This is a genomic window from Planococcus sp. SE5232, assembly GCF_050686535.1.
Lineage (GTDB): Bacteria > Bacillota > Bacilli > Bacillales_A > Planococcaceae > Planococcus.
Window position 1 is genome coordinate 473,052 of sequence record NZ_JBOGCP010000002.1, and the last position, 20,293, is coordinate 493,344.

At 46.4% G+C, this 20,293-nt stretch carries 22 protein-coding genes and 1 other annotated feature; of the genes, 1 reads left to right on the forward strand and 21 read right to left on the reverse strand.

Going from position 1 to position 20,293, the window contains the following annotated elements:
• Window positions 1-11 precede the first annotated feature (11 nt).
• The 6 genes from ACRC6Q_RS11155 to ACRC6Q_RS11180 form a co-directional block, all read right to left on the reverse strand.
• Window positions 12-461 (reverse strand): small multi-drug export protein, encoded by a 450-nt coding sequence (locus ACRC6Q_RS11155; protein ID WP_223638406.1) that lies wholly within the window; start codon window positions 459-461, stop codon window positions 12-14.
• Window positions 458-958, reverse strand: a complete 501-nt coding sequence (locus ACRC6Q_RS11160; protein ID WP_431466541.1) for a hypothetical protein — start codon at window positions 956-958, stop codon at window positions 458-460. Before ACRC6Q_RS11160 ends, ACRC6Q_RS11155 begins: the two co-directional genes overlap by 4 nt.
• Window positions 948-1,160 carry a helix-turn-helix transcriptional regulator gene (locus ACRC6Q_RS11165; protein WP_223638410.1) on the reverse strand — a complete coding sequence of 71 codons (213 nt, stop codon included), beginning with the start codon at window positions 1,158-1,160 and terminating at the stop codon, window positions 948-950. Before ACRC6Q_RS11165 ends, ACRC6Q_RS11160 begins: the two co-directional genes overlap by 11 nt.
• Window positions 1,161-1,424: 264 nt before the next feature.
• Window positions 1,425-2,387, reverse strand: coding sequence for a nuclease-related domain-containing protein (locus tag ACRC6Q_RS11170; RefSeq protein WP_431466542.1), 963 nt, complete (start codon window positions 2,385-2,387; stop codon window positions 1,425-1,427).
• A 280-nt stretch (window positions 2,388-2,667) separates the two neighbouring features.
• Window positions 2,668-3,756 carry a M42 family metallopeptidase gene (locus tag ACRC6Q_RS11175; RefSeq protein ID WP_431466543.1) on the reverse strand — a complete coding sequence of 363 codons (1,089 nt, stop codon included), beginning with the start codon at window positions 3,754-3,756 and terminating at the stop codon, window positions 2,668-2,670.
• A 76-nt stretch (window positions 3,757-3,832) separates the two neighbouring features.
• Window positions 3,833-4,318 (reverse strand): dUTP diphosphatase, encoded by a 486-nt coding sequence (locus ACRC6Q_RS11180; RefSeq protein ID WP_431466544.1) that lies wholly within the window; start codon window positions 4,316-4,318, stop codon window positions 3,833-3,835.
• Between the two features lie 96 nt (window positions 4,319-4,414).
• Between ACRC6Q_RS11180 and ACRC6Q_RS11185 the strand changes: the two genes are divergently transcribed.
• The gene (locus ACRC6Q_RS11185; protein ID WP_223638419.1) at window positions 4,415-4,801 is read left to right on the forward strand and encodes a sigma-w pathway protein ysdB; all 387 of its coding nucleotides are present in this window, start codon (window positions 4,415-4,417) and stop codon (window positions 4,799-4,801) included.
• A gap of 9 nt (window positions 4,802-4,810) precedes the next feature.
• Here ACRC6Q_RS11185 and ACRC6Q_RS11190 read toward each other — a convergent pair whose 3' ends face one another.
• From ACRC6Q_RS11190 to hflK, 15 genes are all read right to left on the reverse strand, one after another.
• On the reverse strand, window positions 4,811-5,089 hold the full coding sequence (locus tag ACRC6Q_RS11190) for a DUF1294 domain-containing protein (RefSeq protein WP_223638422.1): 279 nt from the start codon (window positions 5,087-5,089) through the stop codon (window positions 4,811-4,813).
• Window positions 5,090-5,347: 258 nt separating this feature from the next.
• Entirely contained in the window at window positions 5,348-5,707 is a 360-nt protein-coding gene (gene rplT, locus ACRC6Q_RS11195) for a 50S ribosomal protein L20 (protein ID WP_146557605.1), read from the reverse strand.
• Between the two features lie 171 nt (window positions 5,708-5,878).
• Window positions 5,879-6,079 (reverse strand): 50S ribosomal protein L35, encoded by a 201-nt coding sequence (rpmI, locus tag ACRC6Q_RS11200; protein WP_006831131.1) that lies wholly within the window; start codon window positions 6,077-6,079, stop codon window positions 5,879-5,881.
• Between the two features lie 27 nt (window positions 6,080-6,106).
• Window positions 6,107-6,613, reverse strand: a complete 507-nt coding sequence (infC, locus tag ACRC6Q_RS11205; RefSeq protein WP_191716076.1) for a translation initiation factor IF-3 — start codon at window positions 6,611-6,613, stop codon at window positions 6,107-6,109.
• 83 nt (window positions 6,614-6,696) lie between these two features.
• Window positions 6,697-6,837: a sequence feature (ribosomal protein L20 leader region), on the reverse strand.
• Window positions 6,838-6,894: 57 nt separating this feature from the next.
• A complete protein-coding gene (gene thrS, locus ACRC6Q_RS11210) occupies window positions 6,895-8,823 on the reverse strand; it encodes a threonine--tRNA ligase (RefSeq protein ID WP_431466545.1) in 1,929 nt (642 codons plus the stop codon).
• A gap of 551 nt (window positions 8,824-9,374) precedes the next feature.
• Complete coding sequence (gene dnaI / locus ACRC6Q_RS11215) at window positions 9,375-10,310, reverse strand: primosomal protein DnaI (RefSeq protein ID WP_223638428.1); 936 nt, start codon at window positions 10,308-10,310, stop codon at window positions 9,375-9,377.
• Window positions 10,311-11,681, reverse strand: a complete 1,371-nt coding sequence (locus tag ACRC6Q_RS11220; protein ID WP_223638430.1) for a replication initiation and membrane attachment family protein — start codon at window positions 11,679-11,681, stop codon at window positions 10,311-10,313.
• Between the two features lie 10 nt (window positions 11,682-11,691).
• A complete protein-coding gene (gene nrdR / locus ACRC6Q_RS11225; RefSeq protein WP_215098881.1) occupies window positions 11,692-12,168 on the reverse strand; it encodes a transcriptional regulator NrdR in 477 nt (158 codons plus the stop codon).
• Between the two features lie 113 nt (window positions 12,169-12,281).
• Complete coding sequence (speD, locus tag ACRC6Q_RS11230; RefSeq protein WP_191716028.1) at window positions 12,282-12,665, reverse strand: adenosylmethionine decarboxylase; 384 nt, start codon at window positions 12,663-12,665, stop codon at window positions 12,282-12,284.
• A gap of 316 nt (window positions 12,666-12,981) precedes the next feature.
• The gene (locus tag ACRC6Q_RS11235) at window positions 12,982-14,001 is read right to left on the reverse strand and encodes a glyceraldehyde-3-phosphate dehydrogenase (protein ID WP_223638432.1); all 1,020 of its coding nucleotides are present in this window, start codon (window positions 13,999-14,001) and stop codon (window positions 12,982-12,984) included.
• A 101-nt stretch (window positions 14,002-14,102) separates the two neighbouring features.
• A complete protein-coding gene (gene coaE, locus ACRC6Q_RS11240) occupies window positions 14,103-14,708 on the reverse strand; it encodes a dephospho-CoA kinase (protein WP_431466546.1) in 606 nt (201 codons plus the stop codon).
• Window positions 14,709-14,717: 9 nt separating this feature from the next.
• Entirely contained in the window at window positions 14,718-15,587 is an 870-nt protein-coding gene (gene mutM, locus ACRC6Q_RS11245; protein WP_223638434.1) for a bifunctional DNA-formamidopyrimidine glycosylase/DNA-(apurinic or apyrimidinic site) lyase, read from the reverse strand.
• A 15-nt stretch (window positions 15,588-15,602) separates the two neighbouring features.
• Complete coding sequence (gene polA, locus ACRC6Q_RS11250; protein ID WP_431466547.1) at window positions 15,603-18,239, reverse strand: DNA polymerase I; 2,637 nt, start codon at window positions 18,237-18,239, stop codon at window positions 15,603-15,605.
• 66 nt (window positions 18,240-18,305) lie between these two features.
• Entirely contained in the window at window positions 18,306-19,277 is a 972-nt protein-coding gene (gene hflC, locus ACRC6Q_RS11255; protein WP_431466548.1) for a protease modulator HflC, read from the reverse strand.
• Window positions 19,277-20,245 carry an FtsH protease activity modulator HflK gene (gene hflK / locus ACRC6Q_RS11260; RefSeq protein ID WP_431466549.1) on the reverse strand — a complete coding sequence of 323 codons (969 nt, stop codon included), beginning with the start codon at window positions 20,243-20,245 and terminating at the stop codon, window positions 19,277-19,279. The genes hflC and hflK overlap by 1 nt, the downstream gene beginning before the upstream one ends.
• Window positions 20,246-20,293: the final 48 nt, after the last annotated feature.

Consider the following 20,293-nt stretch of genomic DNA (forward strand, 5'->3'; position numbering starts at 1 on the left):
CTGGACACAGCTTAGATTTCCCTCGTGAAGAAATCAAAGCCGAGAGCAGTCAAAATGCCGAACGCCAATGTCCAGACCGCAATGCTGATGGTCAGCCAAACGGTTGTGTTCTTTTTCGTTGCCCCCAGCGTCATCCCGATGAATGCTGCGATATGGGTACCGATCAGAATAGGTCCGAGCATGGCTAGGCCAGGCAAGCCGTACCGATTCCAAATTTGTTTCGCGCGTTCACTTTTTTTCGTACTGGCTTTTCCTTTCGCTTCCTGGCGTTTGTTGTACCAGATCTGGAAGCGGTCGAAACCGATGATCAATGCCAACACCGTCAGCATATTGCCCACGAACGCCACTATCATCACCCAAAACGGCGACAAGCCCCAGATGATGCCAAGTGGAATTACTAGAGCGATTTCGAACCAGGGAATCGCGGCTCCCAAAAAGACCAGCAAATATTCATAAATCATTCGGTTTCCTCCTTAAAATGCTTACGGATTTCCAGATAGTAGATTAGGTATTGGATTAGGGCAATCAGCAGAATTCCCCAAACTGTAAACAGGTTTGGCAATGGAGAAAATATGGCAAACACCGCCAGCATCGGCAGGCTCCAGGACATGAACGTGTAGACTTTCTGAGATGCTTTTCGTGTAATATACGTCATTCCCTCGTCCTGTTCCAGGTATTCAGGAGGCCGGATTGAGAAGGCAGAAACTTTCTGCGTCGGATTCTTTCTGTTATGGCGTGTCAGCTGGAAGATGAAACCTGCCAGCAATAAAATATAAAGTGCGGCTGCCCCCACAGCGAAAAATCCGGCGATGGGTCCAAGCTCTATGGAAAGGCTCTGCACCGTTTCTGTATTGACTATTTCTGTCGCGGGCGAACTGACGCCATAGGCGAACATCCCCAGCACCACAATAAAACCCATCATCCACAACGGATACTGCATACGAAAATCATTTTTCATTGCTATCCTCCTCCAGCCAAAATAATTCATTGACGTTTGTTTGAAGCGCCTTTGCCAGCTTCAACGACAGCGTGATCGACGGGGAAAATTCCCCTTTCTCAATAAACGCAATCGTCTGGCGGGTGACGTCCACCTGTTTGCCAAGATCACTTTGCGTGAAACCGTATCGAGCCCGTAACTCCTTTACGCGGTTCTTAAGCATCCGCTTCATCCTTCCCAATGAAATGTTCGGTATATAGTACAAAATGTACACTATACTTAACATCCGGTCAAGTATAGTGTACATTTTTAGGATCTTGTTTCTGGAGAAATTTGTTTGTTTGCGGAATAAAGGCGGTTGTTTGCGCTAAGTTGTGAGTTGCTTGCGCAATCCGGCAGTTTGTTTGCGGTATACCGGCTGTTGTTTGCGGAATCCGATAGTTTGTTTGCAGAACACATAAAAAAGCTTTTCACCAGAGGCGAAAAGCTACTGTTCCTTCTTTAATTGATACGTCCGGTTCCGCAATGCGCCGGCGGTTTCGAGTTCGAAAGTCGCCAATAGTCGGGAAGCCGTATAAGGAGACTCCAGCTTGCAGAATTTCCGGAGCTGGTGGTTGCTCAATTGAGTGTGCATCAACGAAAAATATTCTTGAACGGCTTGCTGAAGAGCTTGCGAATCCACCGTTCGGCATTGCCCACATATCCATCCTGCTTTGCGTTTGCGCACCATCGTATGTTTTTTACAGCTGTTGCACAGAATTCCTGACTTCAATTCGTCGGCATCAATAAAGTATAGTTGGCATAAAGGTTGTCGTTTATAAGGAGTGTGGAATTTTTGAAGGAGTATATCGATTTTCGCTAAATTTTGATGCGTAGCTTCTTGAGGGAATGTGTGAAGGATCTTGAACAAATAATCGACCAGCTGATAAGTTTTGCATACATAGTTCGTCGCAGGTTTAATCATGAACTCACAATTTTTTGAGGTGAAAACAACGATGCCGTCGATCGGAAAATTGATCTTATGCCGCTTGAAGAATTTATTTAAAAAACGGATATGCTTATTCAATTGGATTGTCGGATCTTCCATGACGGTTCGTACACCATCCAAATCGACTCGCGAGAATTCACCCGTGTTGTCATCAAAATACAGCTGACCGCTGATGTTTTTGGATTCGACGATGATTGCACCGCGTTCTGTCAGCAACAATCCGTCCATCTGGATTTTCCACTCACCCAAAGTTAAACAGATATTTCGCAGAAACCGATGATTTTCTTCCGGACTGAATTCGATGAATTTGCGCTCGAGCCTGTCCTCTCCCCGTTTTCCTGCAGCTGTCCTATATAGTTCAATTTGAATGAATTGTCGTTGCGGATGGTTTTCCGGCAACCGGTATAACAGCCTTTCCAACGACTCCGCTTCCGACAACAAAACGACTTCTTTCTTGTTCATTGAGCACCTCCTCACAGAATACCTGAAGTATAGCATTAAGCGATTCTTCTTTCCCTAATAGATTTCCCTGATTTCTATCACCTTTCCGGAATTCATAAGAACAAAACACTTGAATGGATGCTTTTCGCCAGCGAAAAGCGACTGTTCGAGCTTTTGTTTGCGCTATATTGGGTTTATTTGCGGAATACACGTGTTTGTTTGCGGTATACGCTAGTTTGTTTGCAGAACAGCCGCAACCAACAAAAAAACCCCTTCACCGACGCGAAGGGGTTCCACTTATTTATTCGAATGTAATACGGGCTACTGTTTCTTTATCAAGCTTTTTGATCACTTCGATGATCAGCTTCACTGCATTTTCATAATCGTCGCGGTGCAGGATACCTGCGTGCGAGTGGATATAGCGTGTCGCTACGCCGATCGCCAAAGCGGGTACGCCGTTTGCCGTCAAATGGATGGATCCGGCATCTGTTCCGCCGCCCGCAATCGTTTCGAACTGATACGGGATGCCCGCTTCTTCAGCAGTGTCCACAACCAGCTCGCGCAATCCGCGATGGGACACCATTGAGGCGTCGAACAGCAATAATTGCGGGCCCTCGCCCATTTTGCTGTTGGATTCCTTGCTGGTGATTCCCGGTGTATCGCCGGCAATGCCGACGTCTACAGCAAATCCGATATCCGGTTGGATTTGAGCAGTCGCTGTTTTAGCGCCGCGCAGACCGATTTCTTCCTGAACCGTACCTACTCCATAAACGACGTTTGGATGGTCTACGCCTTTTAGGCCTTTCAGAACATCAATCGCAATCGCACAGCCGATGCGGTTATCCCAGGCTTTCGCCATCAGCAATTTTTCATTGTTCATCACGGTGAATTCGAAATACGGTGTGACCATGTCTCCTGGAGTGACTCCCCATTCCTTCGCTTCTTCGCGTGTCGATGCACCGATGTCAATGAACATATCTTTGATCTCGACAGGCTTCTTACGCGCTTCCGGAGTTAGGATATGCGGCGGTTTCGAACCAATTACACCCGTGATTTCCTTGTCGTTGCGAGTCGTGATGGTGACGCGCTGCGCCAGCATCACCTGTGACCACCAGCCGCCTACGGGTTGGAATTTCAAAAAGCCTTTTTCATCGATTTGAGTAATCATGAATCCGACTTCATCTAAATGGCCAGCGACCATGATCTTGGGTCCGTCCGCCAGCCCTTCTTTTTTCGCAATCAAACTTCCCAAATTGTCTGTTTCAATCGAGTCGGCAAATGGCGCTATGTATTTTTTCATGACTTCACGCGATTGGCGCTCATTTCCGGGAATGGCGTTCGCATCCGTCAATTCTTTTAACATCAATTGTGTTTCATCCAAATTAGACATTATTTCGACCTCCTAAGTAATTCATTGCTTACCCATTATAGTGCAATTCTGAACAGTTATCAAAACATTCATTCGATCAATAGCCGTTATGCTGGCGGTCGTAATTGGTTTTGTTCTTTTGGATATAAGCTTCCAGCACTTCATCATAAGTGAATTCCAGCGCCAGCGCCAATCCCCCATAGCAGCTCCAGATTTCCTTGAAGTTGGACATCGAATAATTCTCCAGAAATTCCTGTATGGCTTTTTGCGTCAGCAGGAACAGCTCCGTCAACTCTTTTTCTGCCACTGGGTCCGGCCAAACCTCCAGCGTGTTCAAATCTTTTTCGATTCCAAGCGACAAAAGGAAGTGGATTGAATCGACGTATTCCTCCAAAATGACAGATCGCTCGGAAGGGCCTTTCGTGCTCCAAAACTTGAAGCAGCGTGTTTCATTCGCCAGTTCCGCCAATTCCACTAATAAAGCCAAGCCTTTTTTGCGAAAAACATCTTCATTGATTTCCTGGTTTGATTGAATAAAGCGATCCAGTTCTTCCTGCATGGTAAACAATTCCTTCAATTTCATAAAAATCTCTCCTTTTAATAGAATAAATCTTGAAACCAAACTACTTTTCACTCGTATAATAACTAGTAGGACTATGTAACTTAGGAGGTAATTCAAATGGCTTTTCTCATACGCCTCATTGTACTGGCATTGATCATCTACTTATTTTACCGATTGATCCGCTATATCGTAGATCCGAAAAGGAAATTGGATGCCGCTCTTGAATCCGGAACCTATTATTTTCTTGATGACGTGAAAAATGTGCAGAAAAACTTTTTCATCGCGCTTCGCGGCGTGTTGTTCGAAGGCGAAAAATACTTGGGCACTACTGAAAATTCATTCGAAGTGGTTTCCATTTTTGTATGGGTGGAAAACCCCGATAAATTGCAGGGCTTCACGAAAGAAGATTTCCAATTTCTCGAAAAGGAAATCTTGATGAACTATCCGGAAGCCCGCATTAATTGGAAAAATCCGATTGAACGTTTAATGAAGCAAGAAGAATGACTTCAGCGCTTACCCAGTAAAAAAGTTCTGGTAGCTCCAGATGAGAATGGCAATATCCAGCATCGCCAGCACTAAAAAGCCGATGCGGAAATTGGTATGCTTCGTTTTATGCCGAAATACCATCATGCCCAAATAGGCGCCGATGCCGCCGCCGAAAATCGCCACAGTCCACAGGTTTTTTTCCGGAATCCGCTGGCCGCGGCGTTGGGCCTGGTGTTTGTCGACCTTCATCATTACAAATGCCATCACCGTTAAAATCGCAAAATAGCCAAAGATAATCAAAAACATCGTGTTTTCCTCCATAAGAAAAGACTGACGAAGATTCGTCAGTCTTTTTTATTGTTTCGCTAAACGCCTGAGCATTGCAGCTTTCTAGTTGTGTGAGGGTCTATGGGCTGCTTTGGACAGGCGCTTATGCTCTTATTACGGTCCAGCTTCAGCGCCTAGCCCCTCGGGGTCTTAAGTCAGCTCATCTATGCGGCAAAGAACGCCGCTTCGATGGGCCACCTTAAGCCTGTCGGGCCTGGATAGGCGCTTACGCTTTTATTACTTAGCTACTGCTTGCTTCGCTTGGTCAACCAATGCTGTGAATGCAGCTGCATCAGATACAGCGATTTCAGCTAGCATTTTGCGGTTGATGTCGATGCCCGCAACTTTCAATCCGTGCATAAGACGGCTGTATGAAATGTCGTTCATGCGAGCTGCTGCGTTGATACGTGTAATCCATAATTTACGGAAATCACGTTTTTTGTTGCGACGGTCACGGTAAGCATAGTTACCTGACTTCATTACCTGTTGGTTTGCTACTTTGAAAAGGATGTGCTTTGCACCATAATAACCTTTTGCTAATTTAATGACCTTTTTACGACGCTGGCGCGTCACTGTTCCACCTTTTACGCGTGGCATATCACATTACCTCCTGCTGAATATATAAAATTCGATTTTTGTTCGGTCTTGTCCAGACTCCAACGGGCCAACTCCTCGGTCTTAAGCTGCCCTTCCTGTGCGGCAAAGACGCCGCTTCGGAAGTTCATCTTAAGTCTGCCGGAGCTGAACGGCCGTTTTCGCTTTTCGTTTTTACTTCATGTTATAGATTAATGATTTGATGCGCTTCAAGTCGCCTGAAGAAACTAATTTCCCTTTGCGAAGTTTACGCTTTTGCTTAGTTGATTTGTTTGCAAATAAGTGGCTAGTATGTGAGCTGTTGCGTCTTACTTTACCAGTACCCGTTTTTTTGAAACGTTTTGACGCACCGCTGTGGCTTTTCATTTTCGGCATTTCGAATTCCTCCTAAACAATGATCTCTTATTCTTTTTCGTTGACTGGTGCAAGCATCAAGAACATGCTGCGGCCATCCATTTTAGGGCGCTGTTCAACCGTAGCAACTTCTTTGCACGCTTCTGCGAAACGTTCAAGTACACGTTGTCCGATTTCTTTGTGCGTAATCGCACGGCCTTTAAAACGAATAGAAGCTTTCACTTTGTCGCCTTTTTCAAGGAACTTGATCGCGTTGCGAAGTTTCGTGTTGAAATCGTGATCGTCAATTGAAGGGCTTAAGCGTACTTCTTTGACGACTATCACTTTCTGATTTTTACGGATTTCACGATCTTTCTTCTGCTGCTCAAACTTGAATTTACCATGGTCCATGATACGAGCAACCGGCGGCTTAGCTTGAGGAGCCACAAGAACAAGATCCAAGTTGACACGAGCTGCAATTTCAAGTGCTTCGTTACGTGTTTTGATGCCAAGTTGTTCACCGTTTTGATCAATAACTCGCAACTCACGTGCACGAATACCGTCATTTACATTAATGTCTTTGCTAATAGTAATCCACCTCCGGATAGTGTCGCGAATAGCTTAAATGTGTGAACCGGCCGAACCGGTTTACAGGGTTCCGATCAAAACAAAAGCGGATGGACCACAGAGGTCCACCCGCAAATATGACAACACGCTTCTTTCTGCGTGTAAAAGTCAATCGTGTATACCTGCCAACAATCGGTCGATCAGGTGAGAAGCGGGTGCTCCTGCTTGCACATATAAGTATTCTATAACCTTATTTATAGTATCACGTGCCTCAGGACCTGTCAACCATTCTAGCGAAGTTCGCTTTGAACCAGTTTTACAAAGTCATCAAAAGCCATGCTTTCGGATTTCTGTTCGCCGTATTTACGGACATTTACAGAACCATCTTCCAGTTCTTTATCGCCGATGACAAGCATATAAGGCACTTTCTGCATCTGTGCTTCACGGATCTTATAGCCGAGCTTTTCGTCACGCTCGTCGATATCCACGCGAATTTTGTGGTTCTGCAATTTTTCCTGCAGTTCTTTTGTATAAGCACTGTGTGCATCGAGCGATACTGGAATCATCTCCACCTGTACCGGTGCAAGCCATGTCGGGAATGCTCCTTTGTACTCTTCGATCAGGAATGCAACAAAACGCTCCATTGTTGAAACGACTCCACGGTGGATAACGACCGGACGATGCTGTTTGCCGTCCTCGCCGATATACGACAGATCAAAACGTTCCGGCAGAAGGAAATCAAGCTGGACAGTCGACAACGTTTCTTCTTTGCCAAGAGCTGTCTTCACTTGAACATCCACTTTCGGTCCGTAGAACGCGGCTTCGCCTTCAACTTCTGTATAATCGATTTCCAACTCATCCATCGCTTCCTTCAGCATGGCTTGTGCACGGTTCCACATTGCATCATCGTCAAAGTATTTTTCTTTATCCGCTGGATCACGGTAAGACAAACGGAATGAATAATCTTTGATGTCAAAATCCTTGTAGACGTCAACCACCAGATTGACGACGCGTTTGAATTCTTCTTTGATCTGGTCTGGACGGACGAAGATGTGAGCATCATTCAATGTCATTCCGCGGACGCGCTGCAATCCGGACAAAGCACCCGACATTTCATAGCGGTGCATCAATCCCAGTTCCGCAATACGGACCGGCATCTGGCGATATGAATGGATGCCTTGTTTGAAAATCATCATGTGATGCGGGCAGTTCATCGGGCGGAGCACCAATTCCTCATTATCCATTTTCATGACTGGGAACATATCGTCCTGGTAATGATCCCAATGTCCGCTTGTTTTATACAATTCCACACTGCCCATTACTGGAGTATAGACGTGGTCATAGCCCAAACGCTCTTCTTTATCGACAATATAACGTTCGATGATGCGGCGGATTGTCGCGCCTTTCGGAAGCCACATCGGCAAACCTTGTCCGACTTTTTGAGAGTTCATGAATAAATCCAGTTCTTTCCCGATTTTGCGGTGGTCGCGTTCTTTCGCTTCCTCCAGCATTTCAAGATGAGCTTTCAAATCTTCTTTTTTGAAAAAGGCAGTTCCGTAGATGCGCTGAAGCATTTTGTTGTCGCTGTTCCCTCTCCAATAGGCACCAGCAACGCTCAATAATTTAAACTCTTTCAATTTGCCTGTTGATGGCACATGAATGCCTCGGCAAAGGTCGAAAAAGTCACCCTGTTCATAGATGGACACTTGGTCATCTTCCGGAATCGCTTCAAGAAGTTCCAATTTATACGGATCCTCAATAGCCGCGAATCGTTTTTGTGCTTCTGCACGAGTCACGTCATGGCGGATGATTTCGACATTTTCATTGATGATTTTCTTCATTTCTTTTTCAATCAACGGCAAATCTTCTGAAGTGATCGCAGTCTCTGTATCGATATCATAATAGAAGCCATTTTCGATAACTGGACCGACACCCAGCTTCGCATCCGGATACATCCGCTTGATTGCCTGTGCCAATAGATGCGCAGTGCTGTGGCGCAGAACTTCCAGCGCCTCATCTGATTCAGGTGTGATGATGGCGATTTCCCCATCTTCCTTCAATGGTGCACGCAAGTCGACCAAATTGTCGCCAACTTTTCCGGCCAATGCTTTTTTGCGCAATCCCGGACTGATGGATTGTGCGATTTCTTCAGTAGTTGTGCCTTGTTCAAACTCTTTTACTGCCCCATCAGGGAATTTTAGTTGAATCATGTCTGCCATGCCAATCTCTCCTTTTAATTAGATCTGTTGGAAATGCCTCTGCCACAGGGTCTGGCCGGGCATTTCCGTTTTTCGTAAGCGGCCGCTTCCGCTTTTCATTGTCCAGCTCCAGCGGCCAGGTTCTCGGGTCATAAGCCAACCCGACTATGTGTCAAAGAACGCCACATTGCCGGTCTGTCTTACGCCTGTCGAACCTTGACGGCCGCTTCCGCTTTTCTTTTTTCTCCACACAAAAAAGCCCCATCCCAAAAGGGACGAAGCTTTAGCTCGCGGTTCCACCCTTCTTCTATTCAAAACGGACAGATCCGTTCGGAATGAAGCTCTGCATCGGCTAACGGGCCGGTTCCGTCAGCTGTTACTGAGGAGACTGTTCACAGCTGCTGCTCGAAGGGGGTAAGCGGGATTGCCGGTACTTAAGAAGCTTGCAGCCAAGGGCTTCTCTCTCTGAAAGTCGTACAAATCCGCTCATGTCCTTGTCTAGGCATGTAAAATCTTGGTTCGATTGTTTTTACTATAAACCGAAACGCCGTAAAACGCAATAGTTCCGGAGCTTAATTTCGTCGGTTGCGGCCGTCGAGCTTAACCGGTGTGGTCAACGCACGGATCCGCTCCATGATGCGCGCAGCTTTCAAATCTTCTTTTTCGCCGCGCTGTGAATAGGTCAGATGGTATTCCAGTTCGGAATAGCTGAAATTCGAAGACATGAAAGTCGGCAGTTTTTCGGACATCCGGTAATGAAGGATCGTCCCCAGAACTTCATCACGGGTCCAGCTCGACATCGCTTCTGCTCCGATATCATCAAGCATCAGGACATCCGCTTTTTTGACGTAGTCGACTTTTTCCTGCAAGGTCTGGTCACCGATCGCCTGTTTCATTTCACGCATGAATTCAGGAACGAAGACCAGTACGGATTTAACATTGATCTCCGCCAGTTCATTAGCTACTGCACTGAGTAAATACGATTTGCCGATGCCGAATTGCCCATAAAGGTATAATCCTTTTTCAGGCAGGTTGTCAGGGCCAGTCGCCTGATCCAGGAAATCACCGACTGCGCGGAATGCTTCCATGCGGCTATCATCCAAATCAAATCCGGATAGCGTCGCCTGCATGACTTCTTTCGGCATATACATGCTGTGGATCAAAGAAGAAGCATGGCGTTTATTGTCGTTGACGTCTTTCAAGCGGCATTTGGTGTAGGAGATGCCGATATTTCCCCGTTCCAACACCAGGTTCGGTTCAAAGCCTTTTAGATGGTTGATGCAAGCGCCCAGGCTCGGGCATTTATTGCAATCATGGGACTGGTCGATATACTCGTATAGCTTCCCCAGTCCTTTATCGATGGTAGCTGTGTCAATTTCCTCTGCATGGTCTTCCAGGAATTTTTGGACACCTGGGTGTTCCAGCACTTCTTTGCGCATTTCACTATAACGCTCAGAGAAAGCAGGCGCATTGACCACACGTTTTAAGGTTTCGCGAATCGGTTCCATTTAACCACCTTTTCCTTTCTTAAGCGCAAGTTTCGCAAGAAGTTTTTGCTTCTCCACTTCCAGGCTTTCGTTTCTAGGCTCTGCCTTGGCGGCTGGCGCCTCATCTTTTTTATGGAACCATTCCGGCAGCTTTTCTTCACGCACCGGTTTTCGGTTGCCATTGCCGGTAAACGGTTTGGCCACTGTTGTGGGCGAACCTTCCGACTTCCATTTCATATACTGCGTATGCTCAACTCGCGCAAGCTCCATCGCTTCTTTAGCAGTGGTGACGTTCTTCCGCAGCCAATGAGAAGCGATTTTTTCCACATAGGCCTTGGTCAGTTTCATATCAGTGCGCAGCAGGACATATTGAAGCAATACATTGACGACAGCCGGCTCCATGCCATGGGTGACGACCAATTGATTGGCAAGCTGGACATCTGCAGGCAGCGGTTCACTGCCATCTGCAATATCGCGCAGGACTTGGATCGGCGGTGCTGTCTCCAAATAAACAAGCAATTCGTCCTGTTTTGTTTTCGGTGTTTCTTCTGTCAGCTTCGGCGCTTCTTTATGCACTTGGACGAGCTGAGGTGCAGTGGTCGAAACCGTCAGCTTATAATATTCGGATGCCGATTTCTTCAGGCCTTCCACCGTCAACGTATAATCGTCTTCAATGGCCAGCAAGATAACCTTTTGCATTTCCAACGGCCCCCATCCATACAGGTAAGCCAATTTGGGGATGAACTCTCTGATGGTTGCAGTCAGTACTCTTTTCGGAACAAGCTGCTCCGATAACCCTTGCCGGAGAAGTCCGAAATCAAAATCGGAATCGGCTTCATAGCCGCCTTTTTTCCGTCCCTGCAAATCCTGCTTTTCAGCGGGATAACCCGCTTTCGCATGAACCGGTTGGAAAATATCCGTAAAGGTCCGTGATACTTCTTTAAAATCAGAAGGAATTTCATTGTGCACCACAAAACGGTCCCGTACCCGCCGGTAAGACGTTTCGCCAATTTTACTGAACAGGAACATCGATAAGAGTGGATCCATAAAAAAGGTTTTCGGATCGAGCGGCGGACATAATTCATAAATGAAGCAGCGGTCGCCAGTGTCTTTCCGGTAGGTTTTCAGCAATCCGATCGCTTCCAGCTGAATTCTTGCTTCGAAGATTTTTGAAATGGGATTTCCCAATGTGTTCATCAATGTATAATGGGTGGTTTCATCCTTGGATGCTTCCCCTTCAGCCCAAAGCGTCAAGTAGAAAGCGATGGCTTCTGCGCCGACCATAGGCTGATACAGCAAAGTCAGCAGCTGTCGGTCGTAATTCGAAAACGGATAAGGCAACCGGATGCGATACGGATCAGCAGGCTGGAGTTCTTTATAAAATGCAGTCATAAGTCACCGCCTAGTCGATTTTCTTGTCTTCCGGACTTTTATTCAGCAAATCCTTCAGTTCGTCGATAAAAACAGTGATGTCTTTGAATTGGCGATACACAGAAGCAAAGCGCACGTAAGCCACCTCGTCAATTGCTGCCAGCCGGTTCATGACCAACTCCCCGACCTCTTCGGATTTCACTTCCGGATTGCCCGCCCGGCGGAGGTCTTTCTCAATCGTAAAGACCACTTCTTCCAATACTTCCAAAGATACAGGCCGCTTTTCACATGCGCGAATTAACCCACGCAAGACTTTTTCACGGCTGAACTCTTCACGCGAGCCGTCTTTTTTGACGACAATCAGCGGCATCTCTTCCACTTTCTCAAAAGTGGTGAAGCGATATCCGCATGATTCACATTCCCTGCGCCTTCTGATTGACTTCATTTCATCTATTGGCCGTGAATCGACAACACGTGTGCCGTTATGTTGGCAAGCTGGACATTTCATTTTGACATCTCCCTAAATTCTCTATCTAGTGTATCTAGTATAACAAAAATTCTTTGGGAAAATAGAAAAAGCAGAGGAATTTATCCCCTGCTTACTTTTTTTTGCTAAATGGATTATACAGTTACTGAAACTTTGGATTTCTCAACACTGACTGGACCCATACCGCGCGGAATTTCGACAAGCTCGCTTGAGGTTGACCCTAGCGCTTCTGCGATATACTTTGCTGCAATTGTAGGATCTAGGTCACCGCAAGTGTAAACATCTACACTGGCGTAGCCGTGTTCCGGGAAGCTGTGGATGGTTAAGTGAGATTCAGAGATGATCACAACTCCGCTGACACCTTGTGGTGCGAATTTGTGAAAAGCTACCTCTCTTACTTCAGCTCCAGATTTGAGTGCTGCATCAACAAAAGTTTGTTCGATAAAATCCATATCGTTTAATTTGTCAAAATCACACTGCCAAAGTTCTGCAATTACGTGACGTCCCATTGTTTCCATGGTTCGTTTTCCCCCTTTGATATCATTTTGGTTTTTGCGCAAAATATTCAAAGTTGACTACCACGGGGGAAAGTTAGTCCAAAGAGGTCCTAACCCTTTAAGCAGTCATGTGAATAAAAAATCTTACGCTCCTAATTCCGAGATGCATTGTGGAAATTCAGAAGTGGTAGCCGTTTTTCAACTACGATTCATAGTATAAAACGGATTAATTGTAAATGCAATAATAATATCTTATTAATCCTGAATTTTTTTCAGTAAATTTTCCATAAAAAACCCCAGTACTCCATTTGAAAGCGGAGTACCGGGGTGATTTGCCTTATTTAGAAACTAGCACTAAAGCCTTCGCGACTTTTTTCGTCAAATCGATGACACGTGCTGAATATCCCCATTCGTTGTCATACCAGGCCAGAACTTTCACTTTTCGGCTGCCGATGACCATTGTCGACAACCCATCAACAATCGCCGATTTCGGATTGCTGTTGAAATCCACTGAAACCAATGGCTCCATCGTCAAGCTCAAGATTCCTTCCAACCCATTTTCTGAGGCTTCTTCATAAGCCTGATTGATTTCCTCAATCGTCACATCTGTCTCCAAGTCGACAACCAGGTCAACAAGGGAGACATTTGGAGTTGGCACCCGCAACGCCATACCATGCAGTTTCCCCTGCAGTTCCGGCATCACCAGTGACAGCGCTTTCGCGGCACCCGTAGAAGTAGGAATGATTGATTGCGCGCATGCACGTGCACGTCGAAGATCTTTGTGAGGGTTGTCCAGGTTCTGCTGGTCATTCGTATAGGAATGGATGGTCGTCATCAAGCCGTTTTCAATACCGAATTTGTCATGAAGCACTTTGACGACCGGTGCCAGGCAGTTGGTCGTGCAGCTCGCATTGGAAATGATGTCATGCTTATCGATATCCAATTTGTCGTCGTTGACTCCCATGACAATCGTGATGTCCTCTTTTTTCCCGGGAGCCGTCAAAATCACTTTTTTAGCTCCTGCCTCCAAATGAAGAGCAGCTTTTTCACGAGCGTTGAACTTTCCGGTTGCTTCGATGACGATATCAATACCCATTTCTTTCCATGGCAGATTCAATGGGTCGCGTTCACTTACCAATTGAACTCGTTTCCCGTTAACAATTAATGCATCTTCCTCTGAAGATACGTCACCAGCGAAGGTGCCGTGATTTGTGTCATACTTAATTAAATGCGCAAGGGTCTCAGCGGGATAAGTGGCGTTAACTGCCGTAATCGTGACATCATCCATCATTATCGCCTGTCTGAAAACCATACGGCCAATACGGCCAAATCCGTTAATTGCAATAGAAACTGTCATGTAGGAGTCCTCCGTTTATAATTAAGTTATACTCATGTTTTTAATTTCTTATATAGTATAACACAATTAACTATTTAGAGAACCTTAAAACAACAGATCTTTTATTCTTTTTCAGGGCGTGCCTGCCAATTCTCCAAAATTCTGTTTAATTGCCATTTCGTTTCATCCAGTGTTCCGTTGTTGTAGATGACAGCATCGGCTCCATCTTCTTTTACGGACATGGGCAGCTGGGAACTGATGCGTGCCCGTGCTTCTTTTTCTGAAAAGCCATTCCGCTCCATTAATCGGCTGAACTGATTTTCTTCCGTCACGCTGACAACCAGAATTTTGTCTACCAGGTGCTGCAGGCGACTTTCGAACAGTAACGGAATGTCCATAACGATTGTCTTGTAGCCTTGCGCCAGAAATTCTTGGCGCTGCCGGTACATTTCCTGACGGATTGCCGGATGGATAAGATCATTCAATATTTTCCGGCTGGCCGGATCGTTGAAGATGATTTCCCCTACTTTTGCCCGGTCCATCGTCCCGTCTGCTTGGATCACGTTGGGGCCGAACGCCTTGGCAATCTGCGCCAGGGTGTTGGAGCCCGGTTCTACGACCAGACGGGCGACTACATCGGCATCAATGATCGGATAACCTGCATTTTTCAGCATGTTTGATACAGTACTTTTTCCACTGGCAATACTGCCTGTCAATCCTATGATCATCATCCATCCTCATTTCTGGCATGCTGGGCAATAGACTGAAGCCCGGCCTCCGATTTTTAAGGTCTTCGTCATCGTACCGCAAACCATGCATTGTTTTTTTCCGTACATAGCGAAACGGTTTTGCATACTGCCCGATTCACCGTTGATATTCCGGTAATCTGAAATCGTACTGCCCCCCGCTTCAATGCTTTCCAGCAAAATGGCGACAATCGCTTCAAATAACGCCACTTTTCGTTTCTTGCTGATGCGGCCGGCTGAACGCTTCGGATGAATCTTCATCTTGAAAAGTGCTTCAGTAGCATAAATATTGCCGCAGCCCGAAATGACCTGTCCATCCATGATGACTTCCTTGATGGCCTTGTTCTTATACTTCGGACTTTCTGCCATGATCAGGAAATGATCCAGCGCTACGGCTTCGAAAGGCTCCGGCGCCATCAGCAGCAAAGGCGGAAAATCTCCCTCTTCCTGCAATACCCTCATTTCCCCAAAACGGCGGATATCAGAAAACGCCAGAAGGTTTCCATCGCTCAAGGTCAGCACCACATGGACATGTCGCCGGAATTTATCCTCCGAAATGGACTGGAGCTGGTCGACATAGAACCAGGCTCCGGACATCCCTAAATGGTTGACCAATAAAAATTCGTTTTCATTTCTTAAGGTAAAATAAATATACTTGCTCCGTCGTTCGACACGGATGATTTGTGCCCCGACCAAGCTTTCGATGAAACGATCGGCTTCCATCCGTTTGATGATCGCTTCTTTGCCGTTCGTTTTGGAAACACGGATGGTCTCTGAAACGCTGACTGCCTCTATTTTTTTCCCAATGGAAACAGGGCGGATCTGCCGAACGACACCTTCCACTTCCGGAAGTTCAGGCATATCGTTGCCCTCCTGTCATTTAGTATCGTACCAAGTATCGCCATGCGCGATGTCTACTTTCAATGGAACGCTCAGCTTCACTGCATTCTCCATCACTTGAGGAACCAATTCCATCAGCTTGTCCAGTTCTTCCGGCGGCGCTTCGAATATCAATTCATCGTGCACTTGCAGCAGCATACGCGTCTGCATGTCTTCACGCTCCAACGCGGCATCCATATCGATCATCGCTTTTTTGATGATGTCGGCTGCACTGCCCTGGATCGGCGTATTCATCGCAGTGCGTTCTGCAAAGCTGCGCAAATTGAAATTAGAGCTGGTGATGTCCGGCAAATAACGCCGGCGATTCATCAAGGTCGTGACAAACCCGTCACGCTTGGCATCCGCTACTATGTTGGTCATATAGCTTTTGACGCCTGGGAAGCTGGCAAAATAACGTTCAATGAATGCTGCTGCTTCTTTGCGGGTGATATTCAGGTTTTGGGACAGGCCATAATCACTGATGCCATAGACAATCCCGAAATTGACGGCTTTTGCTGCGCGCCGCATGTCTCCGGTCACTTCTTCTTCAGGGACATGGAAAACATCACTGGCGGTTGTTGTATGGATATCGCGGTCATCCTTAAAGGCTTGGACCAAGCGCTCGTCTTCCGACATATCTGCGAGGACACGCAATTCGATCTGGGAATAATCAGCCGCAACCATCACCCAGCCCGGTTCGGAAGGTACAAAAGCTTTACGGATTTTACGGCCTTCTTCAAGGCGCACAGGGATGTTCTGCAAGTTCGGATTGGTCGAGCTGAGTCGGCCGGTCGTCGTCAGTGCTTGCTGGAAACGCGTATGGACTTTGCCGTCCTTATGAATCTCTTTCAACAAACCTTCTATATAAGTAGACAGCAGTTTGCCCAATTGGCGGTACAGCAGAATATGCGAAATGATTTCATGCTGGCCTTCCAGTTTTTCCAGGACATCCGCTGCTGTCGAGTAGCCTGTCTTAGTTTTCTTCAATGCCGGCAATCCCAGGTTTTCAAACAGCACCACACCTAATTGTTTCGGGGAATTGATGTTGAATTGCTGTCCGGCCAAACTGTAGATATCCGACTCAATTTTCTCCAGCTTATGGGACAACTCCTTGCCCATTTCAGATAATTGGTTGCGGTCGACCATAACGCCGAGTGATTCCATTTGGCCCAAAACCGTCGCAAGTGGAAGCTCCAATTTATCGTATAAATCGAATTGCTCGTTTTCTTCGAGTTTTTCCATGACCAGCGGGCGCACTTTCCAGATGGTGCGCGCTTTTCTGGCAATGTGCTCGTTGAGGATTGATGCTTCAGGCACCTTCTTCTTTGCACCTTTTCCATAAATTTGTTCATTAGTCGAGACATCGGCATAGCCATATTCCTGGACGATGCTCGCCATATCGGTGTAAGTCAACGATGGGTTGACAATATAAGCACCCAACATCAAGTCGAAATCGACGCCTTTCAATTCAATGCCGCAGCGCAGAAACGCTGCCGTCGCTGCTTTGGAATCCGCCATGAATTTTTTCTTCGACGGGTCTTTGAACCAGGCACGAAATTCCTTCGACTGCTCAACCACATCCATCGGAATTACATAGGTTTCCGATTCTGTGGACAACGAAACACCAAGCAGGTCGCAGCTATGGTAATGCTCGTCGTAAAGCTCCAGATGTACCGCCATCTCATCTTTCAAGATGACTGGATCAATACTGGTCAGCACCTCGAATTCCAGCTCTTCTTTGACGGTTTCTTCAGCTGTGTATTCCATTTTTTCCAATAAAGATTTAAACGCCAGCTCATTCCAAACCTTCACCAGTTCGTCTTGGTCGGGTCCTGCATAGCTCAATTCCTCGATTTTGATGTCGATCGGTGCATTGCGTTCGATTGTCGCCAGCTGTTTACTGATGTAGGCAAGGTCTTCATTGGCAACCAATTTTTCTTTCATCTTGCCTTTTTGCTGATCAATGGCTTCGTATACTCCTTCAACTGAGCCATGTGCCGCCAATAATTTCAGCGCTGTTTTTTCGCCCACACCCGGGACACCGGGAATATTGTCGGATGCATCGCCCATCAGGCCCTTCATATCAATAATCTGGTTAGGCGTAAGGCCGTATTTCTCTTTGATATGCTCAACCGTGTACTTCTCGATATCGGTGATGCCTTTCCGCGTTATGTAAACCGTTGTGGAAGGTGAAGCCAATTGCGTCAAATCTTTGTCTCCTGAAATGACCACCACTTCGTCGCCTTCCCGCTCCGCTTCCAGGCTCAAGGTACCGATGATATCGTCCGCCTCGTAATTTTCCAATTCGTAGCGCTTGATCCGGTAAGCGTCGATCAATTTCTTCAAATAAGGAAATTGTTCCGACAGCTCAGGCGGTGTTTTTTGCCGTCCGCCTTTGTATTCACTGAAGGTCTTGTGGCGGAAAGTCGTTTTCCCCGCGTCGAAAGCCACGATCATATGTGTTGGCTTTTCTTCCTCCAATACTCTTTGGAGCATCATCGTAAATCCATATACCGCATTCGTGTGAATGCCGCTTTCATTGGTCAACAGCGGCAAGGCGAAAAACGCACGATACGCCAAACTGTTCCCATCTAATAAAAGTATTTTCTTTGCCACAAAATTACCCCTTTCCATAAAAAAAGCCGTCATTCCCTTTATTTTACCACGCGGGCAAATAGAAGAGAAATGACGGCCGCAGCCTTATTCGAAATTACCCGATAGGATATCCGCGTATGGTGAATCCGACGGCAGAATAATCACCGTATCATCACCGATTGTTTTCTTATAGGATTCCAGTGAACGGTAGAGTTCATAGAATTCCGGATCTTTCGAAAAGGATGCGTTGTAGATTTTAGCAGCTTCCGATTCACCTTCCGACTGGATCAGCGCGGCTTCCTTGCGTGCAGTCGCAATCACTTCCTGCGCTTCACGGTCAGCCTGTGCTTCGATCTCGCGTTTTTTCGCATCTCCCTGGGATAAGTAATCCTGAGCTGTGGAATCACGTTCTGAGATCATCCGCGTGTAAACCGATTGCTCGTTTTCTTCCGGCAAATCCGTCCGTTTGATGCGAACATCCAGCACTTGGATGCCATATTGGTCTTTTTCCAGCAATTCATTGACTTTCGCTGTAACATTATCGTTCAAACTGCCGCGGGAAGAATTTTCATCGTTGATGATTTCATCGTAATTCAGTTGTCCGAGCTCTGTTCGCACCACCGAATAGATAAATTCTTCCATCCGGCTTTCAGCATTGACGATTGTCCCGGCATTCGAAATCAAATCCAGCGGATTCACCACGTGCCACACCGCGTAATTGTCGATGATGATGCGCTTTTTGTCTTTCGTATTGATTTCCGCTTCCGAAACGTCATACGTCATTTGGTAGTTCGGCAAGGTTGTGACACTTTGGATAAATGGAACTTTCATCTTGATGCCCGGTTCTTCCTGGATTTTCACGACTTCTCCAAACTGGCGCACGACCCGGTATTCATTTTCCTTTACGACATACACATTCGTCAGGACGATGAGAAGAAGAGCGAATGCTACAACCAGGCCGACAATCAATTTCCAGTATTTCTTGAAATCAATCGGATCTTTCGGTTCTTTTTTCTTTTTTGGTTTCTCGTATGGATTGTATTTCTTTACTTCAGTTAGGGGTTTGTTCGGTTCCATCAGTTGCCGCTCCCTTCTTCTTCTGTCTCAGCCGCAGGTGGAACGGCAGTCTGGAGTCCATCAAGCGGCAAGTATTTCATCGTGCCGCCTTCATCGTTCATGATGTACAATTTAGCGTTCGGCAGGACCGACTCCAAAGTTTCCATGATGATCCGTTGTTTGGTGACTTCCGGATTGCTTTCATACTCCACGAACAGTTTATCGAAAAGCGCCACATCTCCAGTCGCCTGCTGAATCCGTGAGACTTTCTGTCCTTCTGCACGTGAATTGATGGCCGCTTTTTCTCCGAGCGCTTCATTGCGTTTCTGGTTTTCGTATTTTCTCGCTTCATTGATTTTTGTGTTCATCGTTTCACGGGCATCTGTTACATTGGTAAATGCTGCGCGTACTTCTTCGTTCGGCAGCTCCACGTCTTGAAGTTTGACCGCCAGAACTGTAATGCCGATATCGTATTTCTCAATTAATGAAGCAAGCAGATCGCGTGTTTCCGCTTCGATTTCCGCTTTACCGGATGTCAGTGCATCATCGATCAGCGAGCTGCCGATAATGGAGCGGATCGAGGCAGATGTTGCGTCATGGAGAATGTCCTGAGGCGCTTCCGCATTGAACAGGTATTTTTTTGGATCGGTGATTTTCCATTGGACCACCAAATCCGTCAGGACGATATTTTCGTCTCCTGTGATCATCTTGGTTTCCTTATCGAAAGCCACGATCTCACCTTCTTCGTTTTGGTTATAGCCGAATTGCAGGCTATAGGTTTCTTTTGACAGGATCTCTGCTTTTTGGATCGGCCAAGGCATCTTGAAATGCAATCCTGCTTCGGTGACGGTTTCATTGGCTACACCAAACGTAATGATGACCGCCTGTTCCGATTCATCTACTGTATACCAGGAAGTGAAAACTGCGATCAGCAGAAGAATTCCGGCAATAGACAAACCAATCACTGCCAGCAATTTTTTTGTCGTCATGATGGGTCCCCCTTTTTCTTGTTACCCATTAATACGGAATGATATGGA